Origin of the sequence: Taibaiella helva (genome assembly GCF_003545695.1) — a bacterium.
Classification (GTDB): domain Bacteria; phylum Bacteroidota; class Bacteroidia; order Chitinophagales; family Chitinophagaceae; genus Taibaiella; species Taibaiella helva.
This window is the reverse complement of record NZ_QUZZ01000018.1, coordinates 16117-34202: the sequence shown is the minus strand read 5'-3', so window position 1 is coordinate 34202 and position 18086 is coordinate 16117. Positions and strand designations below refer to the sequence as shown.

The 18086-nt window shown below is 52.7% G+C and carries 12 protein-coding genes; 8 read left to right on the top strand and 4 right to left on the bottom strand.

Annotated elements, in window-relative coordinates:
* Positions 1-343 precede the first annotated feature (343 nt).
* Complete coding sequence (locus DZC79_RS20180) at positions 344-1582, top strand: hypothetical protein (protein WP_118953433.1); 1239 nt, start codon at positions 344-346, stop codon at positions 1580-1582.
* A 154-nt stretch (positions 1583-1736) separates the two neighbouring features.
* On the top strand, positions 1737-3347 hold the full coding sequence (locus DZC79_RS20175) for a T9SS type A sorting domain-containing protein (RefSeq protein WP_157977303.1): 1611 nt from the start codon (positions 1737-1739) through the stop codon (positions 3345-3347).
* Between the two features lie 83 nt (positions 3348-3430).
* Here the strand turns inward: DZC79_RS20175 and DZC79_RS20170 are convergent, their stop codons facing one another.
* The gene (locus DZC79_RS20170) at positions 3431-5416 is read right to left on the bottom strand and encodes an Ig-like domain-containing protein (protein ID WP_118953431.1); all 1986 of its coding nucleotides are present in this window, start codon (positions 5414-5416) and stop codon (positions 3431-3433) included.
* A 383-nt stretch (positions 5417-5799) separates the two neighbouring features.
* A complete protein-coding gene (locus tag DZC79_RS20165) occupies positions 5800-6465 on the bottom strand; it encodes an outer membrane beta-barrel protein (RefSeq protein ID WP_118953430.1) in 666 nt (221 codons plus the stop codon).
* 55 nt (positions 6466-6520) lie between these two features.
* Here DZC79_RS20165 and DZC79_RS20160 point away from each other — a divergent pair, with 55 nt between their 5' ends.
* Positions 6521-6910, top strand: a complete 390-nt coding sequence (locus tag DZC79_RS20160) for an MGMT family protein (RefSeq protein WP_232831889.1) — start codon at positions 6521-6523, stop codon at positions 6908-6910.
* A 29-nt stretch (positions 6911-6939) separates the two neighbouring features.
* On the opposite strand, the gene DZC79_RS20155 is transcribed toward DZC79_RS20160, so the two are convergent.
* Positions 6940-9135: a serine hydrolase gene (locus DZC79_RS20155; RefSeq protein WP_198666973.1), complete on the bottom strand. Its 2196-nt coding sequence runs from the start codon at positions 9133-9135 to the stop codon at positions 6940-6942.
* A 200-nt stretch (positions 9136-9335) separates the two neighbouring features.
* Here DZC79_RS20155 and DZC79_RS20150 point away from each other — a divergent pair, with 200 nt between their 5' ends.
* The 5 genes from DZC79_RS20150 (at position 9336) to DZC79_RS20130 (ending at position 15796) form a co-directional block, all read left to right on the top strand.
* Complete coding sequence (locus tag DZC79_RS20150; RefSeq protein ID WP_118953428.1) at positions 9336-10088, top strand: hypothetical protein; 753 nt, start codon at positions 9336-9338, stop codon at positions 10086-10088.
* A gap of 71 nt (positions 10089-10159) precedes the next feature.
* Entirely contained in the window at positions 10160-11035 is an 876-nt protein-coding gene (locus DZC79_RS20145) for a lysophospholipid acyltransferase family protein (protein ID WP_118953427.1), read from the top strand.
* A 90-nt stretch (positions 11036-11125) separates the two neighbouring features.
* Positions 11126-12172: a fatty acid desaturase family protein gene (locus tag DZC79_RS20140; protein WP_118953426.1), complete on the top strand. Its 1047-nt coding sequence runs from the start codon at positions 11126-11128 to the stop codon at positions 12170-12172.
* An 887-nt stretch (positions 12173-13059) separates the two neighbouring features.
* Complete coding sequence (locus DZC79_RS20135) at positions 13060-13653, top strand: DUF1684 domain-containing protein (protein ID WP_157977302.1); 594 nt, start codon at positions 13060-13062, stop codon at positions 13651-13653.
* Positions 13654-13777: 124 nt separating this feature from the next.
* Positions 13778-15796 (top strand): M3 family metallopeptidase, encoded by a 2019-nt coding sequence (locus DZC79_RS20130; protein WP_118953424.1) that lies wholly within the window; start codon positions 13778-13780, stop codon positions 15794-15796.
* An 802-nt stretch (positions 15797-16598) separates the two neighbouring features.
* On the opposite strand, the gene DZC79_RS20125 is transcribed toward DZC79_RS20130, so the two are convergent.
* Positions 16599-18086 (bottom strand): hypothetical protein, encoded by a 1488-nt coding sequence (locus DZC79_RS20125; protein WP_118953423.1) that lies wholly within the window; start codon positions 18084-18086, stop codon positions 16599-16601.

Genomic DNA, 18086 nt, shown 5'->3' with positions numbered 1-18086 from the left:
AAGGTAAATTTAAAATATCCTGTCGGCGCTTAAACCATTACCAATCCCATTATCCGGATTACGTAGTTTTAACGGCATTCCCTGATATTTCCCCTAACCCTGTCATGTCCGGGAAGATGAAGATATTGAAGTAGTACATTCACTAAGCTGGCGGTAATTGCGCTGCCAGCTGCGCATTGGACTGTCCGTCCTTTTGATTTATCCGGCAGGTCGGATGAGCAGCAGTTCAATTTAACAATGTCCGGAACATTTTAAAGCTATTAACCCGGCAGCAATTATCAAAGCGATATAAGACTCTTACAGACAAGTTTAATTTCAAAACCAAACCAAAGCAAGCCGATTTATGAAAACCAGAATTTACGCACTGATCGCCTCCACGTTCATTGCCGGGACCGCCATGGCACAAACCAAGATCAAGGACGGAACTGTCGGTGGTTCCTCCACGCTGCCGAACAATGATGCTATTCTAGAGCTCGAAAGCACACAGCGCGGCTTTTTATTACCCCGTCTGCCGCTTCAGGCAACGAATAACCCCGCGCCGCTTACGGCCCATATCGCCGGCATGACCGTGTACAACACAGCCACGGCCGGAACAGCACCGGCCAATGTCTCTCCGGGCTGGTATTATAATGACGGTACACGCTGGGTGCGCTTGGCAGTCGCCTTTGAAGGACAGACCCTTTCCTATGGCAGCGGTGCACCCACAGGAGCCTGCTCCGGCACCGGTTTATATACGGATACCAGCATGGTCAGTCCTACCGTCGGCCAGCAATGGACCTGCAGCAGCGGAAGCTGGGTTGCTTACACCGCGCCGTCCCAGACGGAGTGGACCTATTGGGGTTCCAACAACGACGCTGGTGGCGATAAAGTGGCGATGATAGAACGCAAAGGACATATTGCGATCAATAACGGTAATCCGAGAGTATACCTGAAAACAGACAACGCGACTACCTGGAGCAACAGGGTAATCGATGTATCGGATGGTCGCTTCCGGTTTTATAAGGAAGGCGGCCCTGAAGGAACACAGGAATTCATCAATATCCTCCCCAACGGTAATGTCGGTATCAATTCCGTCGCACCCGGCGCCACACTCCAGGTCGATGGCAGCCTTAAGTTCCCGTCTGCCGGAACACCTGTCGCCGGGAAAGTGCTCACTACCGACAATGCAGGAAATGCCACCTGGCAGGCATCTACTTCCTTCGGCAACACCAAGATAGCCGCTACGGGTACGTATACCTGTCCTTTTAACGGTGCAGCAGGAGGAGCGGGCCTGGCTACGGGTCTGAGCATTACGATACCATCTGCAGGCTGGTATTATTTTGAAACAGGGCTTACCCTTAACACCGACTGTAATGACTACTGGATGTATATCAATACCGGAAGCGGCACCGCTGATATCTGGCGCGTTTATTGCGGGGCCTCTGTGCCTGTCTATATTGTACCCCGCGATCAGGGCCGCATGCTGTTCCTGAATCCGGGTACCTACCCCATACTGGCCGGCAAGACCAATGGCGTGGTCCCGGCCCAGTGCGATGCAGGCAACCCCAGTGTGTATGTATTGGCAACGAAGGTGCAGAACTAGCAGAACGGAGGAGAAAGCAGAAGTAGCACAGCGCATCACTGCAGCACTTTCCACCGCACGTTATCGCAGCGGCCCCGGCATAAATGCAGAAGTGATTACGGTGTGGCCACTCCGCGGGACTTCCCCGAATTCCACAAACAAACCAAAACCATTTATGAAACGATCCTATAAAATAAGGGCCCTTTCTGCTCTTGCAGCACCATTGCTCATGAGCGGGATAGCGCAGGCCCAGGCGCCGGGCTCGGCAGAGACTATGGGAGGAACAGCCGGTTCCAGTGCGCTGAGCATGGTGGCGGGCGATACGACATCCTCGGTATCTGAATCTTTATATATTGGCGCAGGAAACTACCAGATCGACGGTCAATGGAATATCTATAGCAAGAATATATGGATCAGCCCTGAGGCTACGATTACGGGAACCGGCACAATTAGCCTGTTCAATCCGGCAGCAGCTGGCGGCGCTTCCGGCCCGACCTTTCTAGACGGGAACAATAACGCAGCATCCATTGCAGTGAACATTGCGTTACATAATGCAGCCAACCTGGTGCTGACAGACCTGGCAGGTCCCGGTGGATCCTGGACCGACTCTGCAGGCAAAGCTAACCTGGCCATCAGCAAGGAATTTAATTTCGCTGTTGCCAATGGAAATGCCGTGCTGGGCAACTACGACATGATAACCGCTGCCACGGCTACGCTAACCGGCTACCAGCCCGACAGGTTTGTTGTTACCAACGGGACAGGACACCTGGTGCATCTTAATTATACCGGCCTGTTTATCTATCCGGTAGGTATTGCCCAGGGCGACTATACCCCCGCTTCCGTAAACAATACGGCAGCCAATACCATCCATGTCATGGTCCAGAATTATGTCGTTTCGGTTTCTGCCGAATCGGGTGCAGATGGCATTAACCGCACCTGGAATATTTACGCTGATAATGCGGCCGTCAGCGCTGTGCTGAATCTTCAGCACAACATGGCCACCAATAATGCCAGTTATAATGATGCCATTTCCTTTGTAACCCGGTACAGCGCCACAGCGCCCAACAGCACGGGCCAGACAAACCTTTCCCAAAGCAACTGGCAGAGCAATAACCCGGGACCGGGTACCGGATCGGGTACGCTGACTACAGGCGCAACGATTGCGACGGCGTCGGAACGTGGTCTTTCCTATGCCACGCTGGCTGCAGCATCAGGTGCGCCGGAAGCTTATTACACCAAAAGCAGTAACCAGGTTACTCCGCTACCCCTCGACCTGATCAGCTTTAGCGGCCAGACCATCGACTGTTCGGCTTTATTGAGCTGGACGACAGCCGGGACATCCGGAATGAGCCATTTCGATTTACAGAAAAGCATAGATGGGGCGTCCTTCAAGCCGGTAGCGAGGATTGCGATCCAAAGTAGCAACAGCCATTACACCTATACAGATCACGAAGCCGTTGGCGGAAAACGTTATTATCGCCTGCGCATTGTATCGATGGATGGAAAAGAAAGCTACAGCAGCACGCTTTCCCTGAACATGAATTGTATCAGCGCCGGTGACATCCTTGTCTATCCCAATCCGCTGAACAGCAAGATAACCATAGCAGGAACCCATTTCGGCGATCAGCTTTATATCGCAGATATAACCGGCAGAACGCTGAAGAGCACGGCCGCCAGCAATGCAGTGACACAAGTGGATATGAGCGATCTTCCCAATGGTATGTATTGGCTGCGCATCATCCGCGATAAGCTACCGCTGGAAAATGTGAAGCTGACAAAACGTTAAGCAACTGCCTGTTGAAGGCGCCAACGAAAAATGAATATGCCGGAACTTCGCTCCGGCATATTTCATTAAAGACCTGAGAGGCCTTATTGCCTGACAATTTTATAATGCATCCGCGTTCCTGCTTGCGTTTGGATCACGACGGCATAACCAGCCGGGACAGTATGCGACAAATCCAGCTGCAGTATCAACGCTGCTGCTTTCACTTGCTGTACCAGCACTCCTTTCAGATCATACACCGACACCAGCTCTTCCGCCAGCAAGCCTTCTATAGTTATCTGTCCGTTATGCACCGTAGGGTACACCTTGATACTCCGCTGGGAAGCGCATCCCGGGTTGGCCGATACAATATGGCTATAGCGATAGCCCCCATCAAGATCGATCATCTTCAGGCGGAAGTAATTCAGGCCCTTTACGCCGTGGCGGTACCAGTAGCTGTAACTGCTGCCCGCACCTTTGGCGGCCACTGACGCCAGCGATACAAAGCTTGCGCCATCAGTGCTCCATTCGACATCAAAATGATCGAACTGAAGCTCAATTCCGGTGAGCCAGGAGAGCATTACCTCGCAATCTGTTTCTGCCCGGGCCTCCAGCGATACCAGGTCCACCGGGAGGTCGGTGCCTATACTGATTCTGCTTTGGGCCGTATCGCATTGCATCGGTGTACCACTGCCACAGAGCACATAGCTAAAAGTATCAGCGCCGGTATAACCGGGATCAGGTGTATAAATATAACTACCGTCCGCACTCACCGCAACGCTGCCATGCCCAGGCGTGCCGGAAGGCAGCAGGCTATAGCTGCAGGGTCCCATACGGCAGGTATCATTGGCCGCTACACTGCTGCTGAGCGGCGTGTTCATCATTGTGCTGCCGGTATCATTAACTGCAACAGGGGGCAGATCATTCAAGCCGAAGTTTATGCCCGTAACGGCGGTGCTGCTTACAGCTGTTGTAGTGCTGCCATCGGCGGGTGTGGCATCCGTGCTGCTCACATGCTGGTATCCGGCAGGGGCAGTAACGCCGATCACATAGCTGGCATTGGTCGGGGCATAAAAAGAGTAGTTTCCTGACGCATCTGTAGTATCCGTCGCAATAACCGTAGTGCCGGCAGCATCATACAGGGTTACGATCGTATTCGGCATGGCAGCTCCGTCAACCCCGCCGGCAACGCCATTCTGATCATGTCTCACGACACCGCTTAAGGGCACAAGAATACTGGTGTAATTGATATTCCCTACCATAATTGCCTGGTCATTCAGGTTCCCGTTGCTAAAATTGAACGTGTTAAGGGCGGCCGGGCATACGCTATTGAATTTGTAATAAGAAAAGTAGCCGCCATCATAATTCTTATACAGGATTGTAATGCGGGTTACCGGTACAGAAAAAGTTGCTTTGATGTCCAGGCTCACCAAATTGAGGCCCGGGTTGGTTGTCACATTGTTATTACTGCCGTTAATATTGATATAGCCGCCGGTCACATACGCCTGGTTGCCAGATACGGAAACGATATCGGCCACAATGTAAGAAGGGTTATCGACAGCATCGTAGACGCCATTATTATTGGTACCCCTGGCCAGCTCGACCAGCACAGGACTAACGACATTACCATTGACATCCGTTCCGGTAATCACCACCATATCGTTATAGATGGCAGCAGTATTCGCCAGTTGGGTGCAGGAGAGCGCCGGACTGGTCAGATCGTACAGGGGGAAACTGACTCCCCCGATTGCCCGGTCGAAAGCAATGGCAACCCGGTTGCCAGTAATAGCATCAGTATAATTAGTACCGTAATCCAACCTTATCCCTAATCCCGGGGTCGGCGCCGGGGCGGTAGAGCTGATCGCGATGCCAAGCGCACCGGCAGTTGTGCCTTGTACCTGGGTCAGGTTAACCGGCGTCCCCGTTCCCGTGCCGTAGGTCCTGGTCACAGTGACCTGCACACCATTAGGATCGGTATAGGCAGTGGGACAGTCGTTGATGGGACAAGCTACCGGCCAGGATATGGTACCGGATTGCCCTACAGCAACGAGTGGTAAAAAAACAGTAATCAGGAATGTGTAAAGTAACTTCATAAGCTTTGAGTTTGGTGGTAACGAACCTCGTTTTAAATTCAGAACATTAAAACAGTAACATGGAATGATTTTGTTGTGGCAGATGATTTATATTTCAAAGTGCTAAATTAGTATAAAATATGCAAATGAAAAATTACACAATGTTAATTCATTGATAATTAATAATTTGCAATATTTATAACAACAAAAATAGAAACCAATATGCCGGAGAAACCCGCAGGAAAAAGCACATTATGCATAAAAAAGTACAGCACTTTAACTACAAGGGCTTTTTCATGCCGGAAGCAATAGAGAAAGGAACGACACAGGCCATAATATCGCGGGAAACGCTTGTATCGCATTGAGGACCGGGATAGAGAAACAGGCATTTTGCCAGATTAGCGCTAGTCCAGATCAAAGGCCAGCAGCCATTTCAGGGCCAGCGGACGAAAGTTCAGAGAAGCTTCGTCAACAGCCCCAGGCGATCCCAGCTCAAGATCATTTTCCAGGCGCTTCAGTATATAATAAGTAAAGTGCAGACCGGTGCTGAAGCCGCCACCCAAAGGGTATACAAAACCCGCTTCCAGACCGGCGTTCAGCTTACGGATACGTTGCCGCACCTCCGCCTCAAGCGTCTCCGTACGTTGCCCCCAATGCGTAAACACGCTGCCCTCTGTGCGCAGCCATATCGTGTTGATGACATTGACCGAAAAATTAATGCCGGCATAAACAGCAAGCCTTTCATTAAGCCGCTTATGCATCTGGAAAGAGCTGACCAGGTCCCGGAAAGCAAAGTCCTGCTTAATGTTGCCGAATACCGTATAGGTCTGAAAATCGTTCTCAAATGTCAGCCGGCCATTGAAATAGACCCGCATGGGATCGTCGGGATCGGCAATAGTCAAATGCCCGCCCACACCACCGTTCCCTACCGGCGTTTTATAGGATGCTGCATCCAGCGTATTGTAATGCACGCCAAGAAGACCATCCAGGCCGAAGTGCATCCATTGGGCATGAAGTGTTGTACTTACCAATAACAAGGCCAGGCTGAGTATGCGGGTGAACAGGATCATAACCCATTAACGGGATACTACCCTGTTTATTGCCACAGGATTCGCTTTCCAGGTTATGGCTATCAGCCGGAACTGTCGTAACTTGCTGCAGGAACAACACACTATGACCAGCAGCAATCCAACCGGCAACGAAGAGATCTACAAAGGCATTTTCGAGATCGCGCGCCGCATTCCCAAAGGCCGCGTGACGACATACGGCGCCATTGCCAAAGCCATGGGCCTTAAATCGGGCGCCCGCATGGTGGCCCGCGCCATGGGCTATACCGCAGGCCTGAAACCTGCCGTGCCGGTACAAAGAGTAGTAAGCGCCTCGGGTCTGCTCAACGGCGATGAGCAAGGTAACCGGAAGAAGAAGCTGGAAGCCGAAGGTATCGTGATCAACGGCAACCGCATCGCCGACTTCAAAAACAAATTCTGGGACCCGCTGCAGGAGCTCGGCTTCTAGCCGCCTCATACATGCAGGAACGAATGCCCTTATCTTCTGCCCAGCTGCGTAAGAATAAGATCGGTAAGATCGAAGCGGGGAAAATCGCCCGTGTTGTTCAGCAGGATCACCAGATCGCTCCTGCCCTCCACCTGGGCAAACATGCTGTAGAAGCCGAGGTCGGTGCCGGGATGATAGCGCACTGTTTCGTTCGGAGAACAGGCGAACAGGCCCTGGTCCGTCATCCAGCCATAACCATAACCCGCATGCCAATCCGTATACTTTGCCCTGGGCTCGTACATCATCGCCTGCTCCTCAGCAGTAAGCAGCTTACCATTCTTCAGGCCCTGGTACCACAGCCACAAGTCCCATGCCGTGCTGGTCACACCGCCGGCGCCGGCCAGGTTGGTTACAGGATAGCTATGTTCCGCAACTTCGTAAAGATAGCCCTTCGCGCTGTTCTCCTGCTGCGGCTGCCAGCCCAGGTACGTATCTTTCATACCCAGCGGATCGAAGATGCGTTCTTTAAGTATGCTTGCAAAATCCTTATGCTCCAGCGTTTCCGCCAGGTAAGCCAGCAGCATGTATCCCGAGTTGGAATAATGTAGTGTGGGCACACTGTCGGCCTCTAAAGTATCGCTGCAGAAGCGATCAATGATCTCTTTCCGTGGCAGAAGTTTGTCCGTAAGCGCAGCCAGATATGCTGTGTTAACCGTGCAGTTGGGCAGGCCTGAAGTATGCGTCAGCAGCTGCGCTACGGTAATGCCAGGGTACCTGTAGCCCGGAAGATAGCGTCCTACCGGGGCATCCAGGGCCAGCCTCCCTTCCCTGGCCAGCTGCAGGATCACGATCGCTGTGAACGGCTTGGAGAGCGAACCGATACGGTAGCGGGTATGCTTGTCCGCCGCAATCTTTTTTTCACGGTCGGCATAGCCATAGCTTTTGTCCAGCACCGGCTGCCCCTCCCTTACAATCCATGCCGTTCCATTGAACTGTCCCTGCTGTGCATAGAACGACAGGAGCGAATCGATCGAACCGGGCTGTCCCCGCCAGCGTTTCAGCTGCTGCTCCGCTCTTTTTTTCAGGCTATGACTTTCATTGGCCGCATTGATCTTCCTGATCACCGCTTCCACCGGGAAATCGGGCAGCACAATCGTATAATTTTTCCAGAACTGCGTATCCGGCTCCAGGTTCTGGTGCTCGATAAACTTAGCATTGCCCAAGGTCTCAGTCCCGGCAAAAGGCCGGCTACGGACGGTATCGATCCCCGTAGTCACATAATCCACAGTGACATCGGCAGTAAAGTCGAACTGCTTGCGCTTGCTGCGCAGCCGCAGCACCGTATTGCTGCGTACCGCCGACAATACCCATTGGCCACCCGATTGCCGGTAGGCGATATGATGCTCTTCTTTTTTTATCCGGACAGACAGGTCCATAAGCTTCAGCAGCGCCCGCTGCACCAGGTTGCCATATTGTGCATAGGGCAAGCCTTTGGGGCTAAGCCCGTAGTCCATAGCCACAATGATATCGTCCTGCTTCAGTACATAGATCGTACCGCGATAAAGCGACTCGTGCAAACCTTCAACCTGGTCGAAATCGATCTTATAAGCTTCCTGCCCCTGGTACGAAACAATGCCTTCGAGCGTGAACCGGTGCTTGCGCAGCCCTTGCGGGCCCAGCACCGGATGCTCTTCCACACACTTTACTGCATCGTACCCAAAAAGTGACTCCGGCTTCAACCCCAGCTCGACGCCATGCGATTGCCGTTCGTCGCGGAGCGCCCGCATCCTGGCCAGCCGCAACTGGCTGGTCCTGGATTTACCGTAGCCATAATTAAAGATGTCGAATACCGCCTCGGATAGTTGGATACAGTCGCCATCTCTCAGTGTGGCTACCCGGTAAAATCCCTGCTGCACGTGCCCCTGCGCACGGTAATGCTCCGGGATACCCTTTACTGCCCGCTTCAGGATGGATAAAGCACTCTCCGCCTGGATCACAACTTCGGTGAGCATAGCCGGATCGGTTGCCAGCGCGATTTGCTGCTCCCGCCCAGCCGACTGCAGGGAAATAGCCGTCTTTTTCGATGCGTAGCCCAGCATGCTGTAGTAAAGGGTACCCGTTGTCGCCGGCAGGTAAAGAGAAAACCGGCCGTCCCTGTTGGTAAGGGTGCCATTGCCCTCCTGGTCTGTGACGCTGACACCCTCCAGCGGACCAGCGGTGGCGCTATCGGTAACAACACCCTGCACCCGCAATGTCTTTTGCTGGCTAAAAACAGGGACAGCTAGAACACTAATCCAGGACAACAACAGCAGGCAACGAACGCAGATCATAGGAAAGTTTTAGCCTGTATCGCCGGCAGGCATAAAAGGTTACAGGATTACCGGGAGCATCGGCCTACCACAAAAGGGGGGATATTTGTCTGCCCGTTAAACTTTTTTTAATTGCATTGATCCAAAAAACAACGACCAATTATCCCTATAATATGAAACGCTTCACCTTTACCCTTTTGTCTTTGTTGGCGCTGTTGAGCACAGCCCATGCTCAGGCCACCGATACTGCCGCCTATACCGATACCGCCATCTACGCCGACGACTACCAGGCAGAGGACGAGTATACCGATTACGAGCAGCACAATATGTTCCGCCCGCTGGACAGCCTTAAAGGACAGATGGGCTTTTTCGCGCTTACGACACCCTTTATGCAGCAGCAGTCCTATGGCGGCGGCCTCGACCTGCAGGCCTGGTATACCGACAATCTTTCGATAGGGATCAGCCTGTCTGCTTCCGGCCGTAAGGTTACCCCCACCTTCGGCTATGCGATCGGGCAATCGCAGCTCACCTACTACGACATCAGTCTGTTCAACGAATTTAAAGTGCAGCAGTGGAACCGGCTGGAAGCCGGCTTAAGGCTGTATACCGGCTTTTCCGCATTTCACCTGGCCGATAAGTCGATCATGGTGCCCTATACCTGGTACGATGAATATGGCATTGCCTATGAAGGAGAAAAACCGCTACCCATCGACAACAACTATTTCCTGCGCGTAGCGCCTGCCTTCGTGCTCCGCTACCGCGTGCACTCCCATGTGCTGATCGAAGGCAGCATGGCTTACAATTTCTTTATCGGCAACGCCCGTTTCGGCAGCAGCAAAGATTTCAGCAACTATGTCGTACAGCTGGGCGTGAAGATCGACATGCAATAGGCCGGCGCCGCATTAGGGAGAAACAAAAGCATTTTTTTTATTATTTTTGTCCGCTCAACCCGCAATAGTCCTTGAAAGCTGTTTTTTATTATCTGTCGCTGCCCTTTCTCTACCTGCTTTCGCTATTGCCTTTCCCGTTGCTGTATGCCCTCTCCGACCTTTTTTTCCTGATCCTGTTCTACCTGGTCGGCTACCGTAAAGGGCTGGTGCTGCTAAACCTGCGCCGTTCTTTCCCGGGAAAGGAAGAAACAGAGCTGAAGCAGATCCGCCGGAAATTTTACCGCCACCTTTGCGACCTGTTCCTGGAAACCTTCAAAACATTGACGATAAGCCCCCAGGCGATGCTGCGTCATTGCAGCTTTGAACCGGCGTCGAAGCAATTGCTCAACGACTTTGCCGCACAAGGACAAAGTGTGATCCTCGTTATGGGACACCAGGGCAACTGGGAATGGGCAGGCAATACCTGCAGCCTCGAGGTGCCGGGATCGCAATTGTATGTGATCTACCACCCGCTGGCCAATCCCTATATGAACGGCCTGATCACAAAGATGCGCCGGCGCTTCGGCACCAGGCTGATCGCCATGAAAGATACCTTCAAGGAGATGGTGGCGCACCGGGCCGAGACAACGACTACGGCCTTTATTGCCGATCAGACGCCGCATCCCGACCATGCCCACTGGATGACCTTTCTCCACCAGGACACGCCGGTATTCCTGGGCACAGAGCGTATTGCGCGTAAGCTGAAATATCCGATTGTGTATGCCTTTGTAAAAAAAATAAAGCGGGGTTATTACCAGATCCACGTAGAAAAGCTGGTCGAAAACCCCGCAGCTACCGGCGATGGCGAGATCACCGAGCGGCATACACACCGCCTGGAGCAGGATATTATCGGTCAGCCGGAAACCTGGCTCTGGTCACACCGCCGCTGGAAACACAAACGGCCATAATTTTCATGTAGGGTAATTAAGCTGTGAATTGTCTAATAAAAACAGCATCTTTACCGTTTATACAGTTTAGACCAATATAACAATAGTATCATGTTAGCTGAAGCGACGGAAGTGAAGCCCTTTCGTAAGGGGAAAGAATTGATCCTGGCCACCAAGGTATTTGCCAAAGAAGACCGCCCGAAGAGCTGGTGGTATATGTTGTCCACGTTTGCCCTGCTGCTGGCAACCATGGCGGCAGCGCTATTTGCGCCCTGGCTGTGGCTGCAGTTGGCAGCCGGTATCGCCCAGGGATTGATCATTGTCCGTTTTTTTGTCATCTATCACGATTACCTGCACCATACTATTCTTCAGAAATCAAAGTTGGCCAATGCGATTATGACCGCGTTCGGCATCTATATCCTGGCGCCCAAAAGTATCTGGAAACGCTCGCACGATTATCACCACAGCCACAATTCCAAGCTCTTCAGCGCCAGCATCGGCTCCTATCCCGTGGCCACGCGCCGCAAGTTTGAGAACATGAGCAATAAAGAGCGCCGCGAGTACCTGATGATCCGGCACCCGTTCACCATCCTGCTCGGCTATTTCTCCATGTTCATGTTCGGCATGTGCGTCAATTCCCTGCTGAGCAGCCCGCGCCGTCACCTGGATTCCCTGCTGTCCCTTATCCTGCATGCCGCCTTCATTACCCTTACGATTGTATTCCTGGGATGGCAATCCTGGATGGCCGGCATTATGATCCCCTTCTTCATTTCCACCGCCATAGGCGCTTACCTGTTCTATGCCCAGCACAACTTCCCCGGCGTGATCTTCAAATCCAACGAAGATTGGGCCTACGAGACCGCCGCGCTGCAATCGTCGAGCTATATGAAGACCAACCGCTTCTGGCGCTGGGTTACCGCCAATATCGGTTACCACCATATTCACCACCTCAATTCACGTATACCCTTTTACCGCTTACCCGAGGTGATGCAAGCCCTGCCCGAGCTGCAGCACGCTACAATCACCACTCTTTCTGTAAAAGATATCGCCGCCTGCCTGCGCCTGAAGATATGGGATCCGGAGCAGCAGCAAATGGTAGGCCTTAGCCCAACACCTGCATGCGACCTGGCAGCCAAGGAGGCTGGCGCCACCATCTGATATAGTCGCCTGGCAAAAAGCCGCCGCATAACCCCGCTGTCTTTGCTCCTAATGTTTTTCTCACAAAGGCGCCAGGACACCAAGTCCTTGTTTTGTGAATGTATCCTCGCAGGCGGCGCCGGTCGGGACGCGATAGCGACCTGAACGGTAAGCCTTATGATACAAGCATACACCGGCAAGGGCTGTGTTTTTACCGGCTGCAATGCTATACACCCCATTATCATGCTGAATATAGCTTGCGCAGCATGCGGTATGAAGCGTCTCAATTGCTTTATTGGCGGGACTTGAGATACTTCGGTTGCTGCGCAGACCTCAGTACGACATCGAGAGTGCTACAATGTGTAGCGCCGCTCGCGGCACGGTGGTGCAACCAGCTGCTGACATTGAACCTGGAGAAGGCCTTAACTGCTCCGTAGGCGCAAAAGGTTTGTAACAAAGCGACCATCCATGTAATGGCGCCGTAGTATGTGCAGCGCCGGTCGGGGCGCGATAGCGACCTGAACGGCAAGCCTTATGATACAAGCACACCGGCAAGGGCTGTGTTTTTACCGGCTGCAATGCTATACACCCCATTATCATGCTGAATATAGCTTGCGCAGCATGCGGTATGAAGCATCTCAATTGCTTTATTGGCGCGACTTGAGATACTTCGGTTGCGGTGCAGACCTCAGTATGGCATAGAGAGTGCTACAATGTGTAACGCCGCTCGCGGCACGGTGGTGCAGCAGGCCGCTGACATTGAATCTGGGAGAAGGCCTTAACTGCTCCGTAGGAGCAAAACATTTGTAGACGCCTCGATTGCATCACCGGCGCGCCATCCCGGCATCATCAATTTCAATCGTCCCGTTTCCCCCGCTATCCGTATTTTTGAGCAAAATAAAATGCGGATGAAAGGCATTCTTTTCGGCATACTTTTCCTGACCGGCCTGCAGGCTACAGCGCAGCAAAACTACGAAGCTTCGTTAAAGCAGCATCGCCGGCAATACACCCACGATCTGTACGACATCATTAAAGGCGATACCGCCTACCTTTCCTTTTTCCCGGCCAACAAACAAATGATCGTCACAGCCACCGTGGAGCGGCTGAACAACGAGCAGCCCTTTAAGCTGACCACCTCATCGGGCAAGAAAAAAGAAGCGCAGAAATACGCCCTGCTCCGGTTTTTGCTCAATGGCAAACCTTACCAACTCTACACCTACCAGCTATTGGCGCTCAAGGAAAAAGCGGAGACCGCCGACGAGCTGTTCCTGCCTTTTGTCGATCGTACCAGCGGCAACGAAAGCTATGGCGGCGGCCGGTATATCGACCTGAAGCTGTCGGATATCCACGACGGGAAAGTGGTGATCGATTTCAATAAAGCCTACAACCCTTACTGCGCCTTTACCACCGGCTACAACTGCCCGATACCCCCCAGGGAAAACAGCCTGCCCATTGCCGTGAAAGCCGGGGAGCGCTACCGTAAGGAGCATTTTAAACATTGATTCTTATGTATCAGGTATTAGGTACCAAGTATCCGGAACCAAGTACCAAGCACCAAATCTCAATACCCAATACCCAATACTTACAATTTCTAACATCTAATATCTAAAGTCTAACAATCTAAACATGAATATACTGCTGCATCCCTTTCAGACGCCATTTGAGAGCTTCCCTTTTGACCAGGTGAAAGAAGAGGATTTTCAACCTGCTATCATTACGCTGATAGACGCTGCAAAACAGGAGATCCAGGCCATCGTCGATAATAAGGCCGCTCCTGACTTCGCCAATACGATCGCTGCGCTGGAAGGCGCGGGCAAACAGCTGAACCGGGTAACGGAAGCCTTCCACAACCTTACGTCGGCTGAAACGACAGAATACCTGGAAAAGGTGCAGCAAGAAATATCGCCCCTGCTGGCAGCGTTCGGCAACGACATCACCCTCAACGAAGGACTTTTTCAGAAAGTAAAATACGTGGTGGAGCATACCGATCAAAGCACTCTGAGCGGTGAAGAGCGCCGCCTCCTCGACAAGACCTACAAAAGCTTCACCCGCAATGGCGCCCTGCTGGATGATGCCGCCAAGGAAAAGCTACGGGAGATCGACAAGGAGCTGGCCCAGCTGAAGGTGAAATTCTCGCAGAACGTGCTGCAGGAAACCAATGCCTACATGCTGCACCTGACCAGCGAAGCAGACATTGCCGGGCTGCCGGATTCCATTAAAGCACAAGCCCGGCAGGAGGCAGAAAGGCGCAAGCTGGAAGGCTGGGTAATTACCCTGCAATATCCCAGCCTGGTGCCCTTCCTCACCTTTGCCGCCAACCGGGAAAGAAGGAAAGAGCTGCACCTGGCCAACGGCCAGAAGGCATTTAAGGCCAATGAATACAATAACGAAGAAAACATACGGCGCATTGTACAGCTGCGCGACGAAAGAGCCAGGCTGCTGGGCTTCGCCTCCCATGCCGCCTTCGTGCTGGAAGAGCGCATGGCTGCGCAGCCCGGTACCGTATTCGATTTCCTGAACGACCTGCTGCACAAAGCCAGGCCGCATGCCGGCAAGGATGTGGAAGCGCTGAAACCCCTGGCGGCAAAGGATGGTATCGATACCCTGATGCCCTACGACCATGCTTACTACGCCGAGCGCCTGCGCGAGCAGCAATACGATTACTCCGAAGAAGAGCTGAAGCCCTATTTCCCGCTGCAGCAGGTATTGCAGGCTGCCTTTAATGCGGCAGGTAAGCTGTATGGCCTAAGCTTTACGGAGCGTAACGACATTGCAAAATACCATGATGAAGTAACCGTATATGAAGTGCTGGAAAACGGGCGGCACAAGGCCTTGCTATACACCGACTGGCATCCGCGGGAAGGCAAGCGCGCCGGCGCCTGGATGACGGCCTTCAAAGGGCAGAGCAAAAGCAACGGCGCCGATCACCGGCCGCATATCTCTATCGTGTGCAACTTCTCCAGGCCTGCAGGCGAAGTACCTTCGCTGCTTACTTTCAACGAGGTGACCACGCTGTTCCATGAATTTGGCCATGCCCTGCACGGCATGCTGGCCGATACTGTATATGAGACACTAAGCGGCACCAATGTGTATTGGGACTTCGTTGAGCTGCCTTCGCAATTCATGGAGAATTATTGCTACCAGAAAGAATTCCTGTCCGCCTTCGCGCGTCATTACCAGACCGGCGAGGTCCTGCCGGAAGAAAAGATCGATAAGATTGTCGCTTCTGCTAATTTTATGGAAGGCTATCAAACCATGCGCCAATTGTCCTTCGGCCTGCTCGACATGGCTTATCATACCGGCAGGCTGCAGGCCGGCGAGACGATAGAGGCCTTCGAAAAGCAGACTACGAAAGAAACGCAGCTCTACCCCACCATCGACCATACCGCGCAAAGCCCTTCGTTCTCCCACATTTTCCCGGGCGGCTATTCCTCCGGATATTACAGCTATAAATGGTCGGAAGTGCTGGATGCCGACGCCTTCGCCTATTTCAAAGAGACCGGCATCTTCAATCCGGAAACGGCCGCTAAGTTCAAGACCCTGCTGAGCAAGGGCGGTACTGAAGATCCCATGGAGCTGTACGTAGCCTTCCGTGGCCGCAAACCCTCTGTGGACGCGCTGCTGGAACGCGCCGGCTTGAAATAGGCAGATATCTTTGCTTTCTGTCCCCTGCGGTGTCATACCACAGCGGGATTTTTTATTTGCTCGTGGCAATGCGATGTTGCCACTGGCCGGTCGGAACGCGCCAGCGGTCTGAACGGTGAGTGCGGAGCTTATGTCTCGCAACAGCGCGACGGGCCGGTCGGAGCGCGGTAGCGATCTGAACGGCAAAGACAAAACATATGTCTCGCAACGACGCAGCGCCGCGGCGAAAATGTGTAAGCTGTATGATCAGGATTCTTCATTCCACAAGCTACGCAAGTTGCATTCAGAATGACAATAGGGAATTTATAATTCAATCACCTGCGCATTCCTTTGCACATAAAGCCGATGTTTCTGTTCCACAGCCCGGTCATGAAATAAAGCCCGGGTGCGTCGGCTACACAAATTCAGCGGAGCTTTTGAATTTGTGTCGCCTTTTTGCTTCTTTTTTATTTCAGTATTTGTTTATTGTTCTGTTGGATTCAATGAGGGCTTCGCCGTTGGCGAAGCAGAAAAGAAGGAGAAGTTTTTTTGCTCATCGCTATTCAAAAAGCATACGCCGCAACTAACCGGTCGGAACGCGCCAGCGGTCTGAATGGTGAGTGCGGAGCTTATGTCTCGCAACAGCGCGACGGGCCGGTCGGAGCGCGGTAGCGATCTGAACGGCAAAGACAAAACATATGTCTCGCAACGACGCAGCGCCGCGGCGAAAATGGGTAAGCTGTATGATCAGGATTCTTCATTCCACAAGCTACGCGAGTTGCAGTCAGAATGACAGCAGGGAATTTATAATTCAATCACCTGCTCATTTCTTTGCAGCAGGTAAGGTTCGGTAATTGACTGCCCCTGCCTTTCCTTTCAGCGAAAAGACGTAGCCACTATCCCTTTCATCAATGGTCATTACCAGCGGTATGTCTTTCAGCGAGGATGGCTGTATCAAAGGCAGGCTTACCCTCTCTTCTTTTGCGAAATTCAGGTTATGCCGTACTCTTCCAGGTTCAGCCGAGACAAACAGGAATTGCAGGTATTTCGTCTCCGGAACGACAGTCAGCCTGGGATCTTCCTGGTGAAAAGTCAGTATCATATCCATATTGTGCTCCCGCTCGGGCTGTATACCCAATATATCATGAGACCCTACAGTGACATTGGATACATTACCTGCGCTGATCAGATCGACCTTGATCCGTTCCCGGGTATTGTTGACCAGGGCTACCGGAGACAGGCCGTCGCCGGGCCAGTTTTCGAGAAAAAGATAGACCGGCTTATCGGAGAAGACGACATTTCTCAGGCTTTGTTTCCTCCCCCGGGCAGGCGGTTGACCAGTCCCGTACTGGTGATTAAAAAAAAGCCGGATGCCTTGGTAGGCGAGGCCTTCCATCGTTGCCTGGTATTCACCCTCCGTATTGTTTCCCGAACTGCTGCTGGAAAAATCCATACCGGACAGCACACGGATCAGGATGATCAATCCTACCACAACCGGGTAGAGCGACGGCATATTGAATACCCCCCGGTTCAGCTTCTTCCTATAGATCTCATGGTTATTCCTTATCAGTCCCCGCAGCGAATAATTCACCTGCTGCAGGCCCACCAGGCCCGAGCTCAGCTCAAAGCACAGCTTTCGGTCGGCCTTCTGTATCCGCACCGTAAAATTGATGATAGCATTGGCCAGCTCATCCGCATAAGGCATCAGCGAACGCGGTAGCTTATCGATAAACAGGCTCCAGGAATCGTCGCGCCACACCTTCAGCTCTTCCATCCGGTCGCGGTAAGAAGTATCGTTCAGGTTGCGGAACAGCTTCAGGGCATCTTCCAGGAAAAGCCGTACGCTGCGCAGGGCCCGCTCTTCATCTTCGGGCAGTACAAAGGCCAGGTAATCGATCCAGATCGACGCATTGTAGAGATCCTTATTGCCCAGCAAAGAAGTCATGGCGCTGTGAAAAGCCGTGGCAAAATAGGACGATATAAAATTGCGGAAGCCCACATCGTAACACAGGCCGCGCCACTGGTCCATACGGTCCATGTTCAGATGATCCTGCTCCAGCAGTTCCAGCAGATCTTTATGTTCCCACAGCAGGAGGTGGCAGCGCAGCCGCTGCTGCACATCGGGATGGTCCAGCTCCTGCAGCACATCATTGCTGGTAAAGCTGATGCCCTCCAGCGTAATGATGCCGCCGGGCTGCAAGGCAAATTCAGCCTGGGCCAGCTTCTTCATCCGGGTGATGCTCGTCGTAGCCACGGCTTCCGGCGCTACGCCCGCATAGTCAAGAAAGCGGATCAATGATTGGTACGCCAT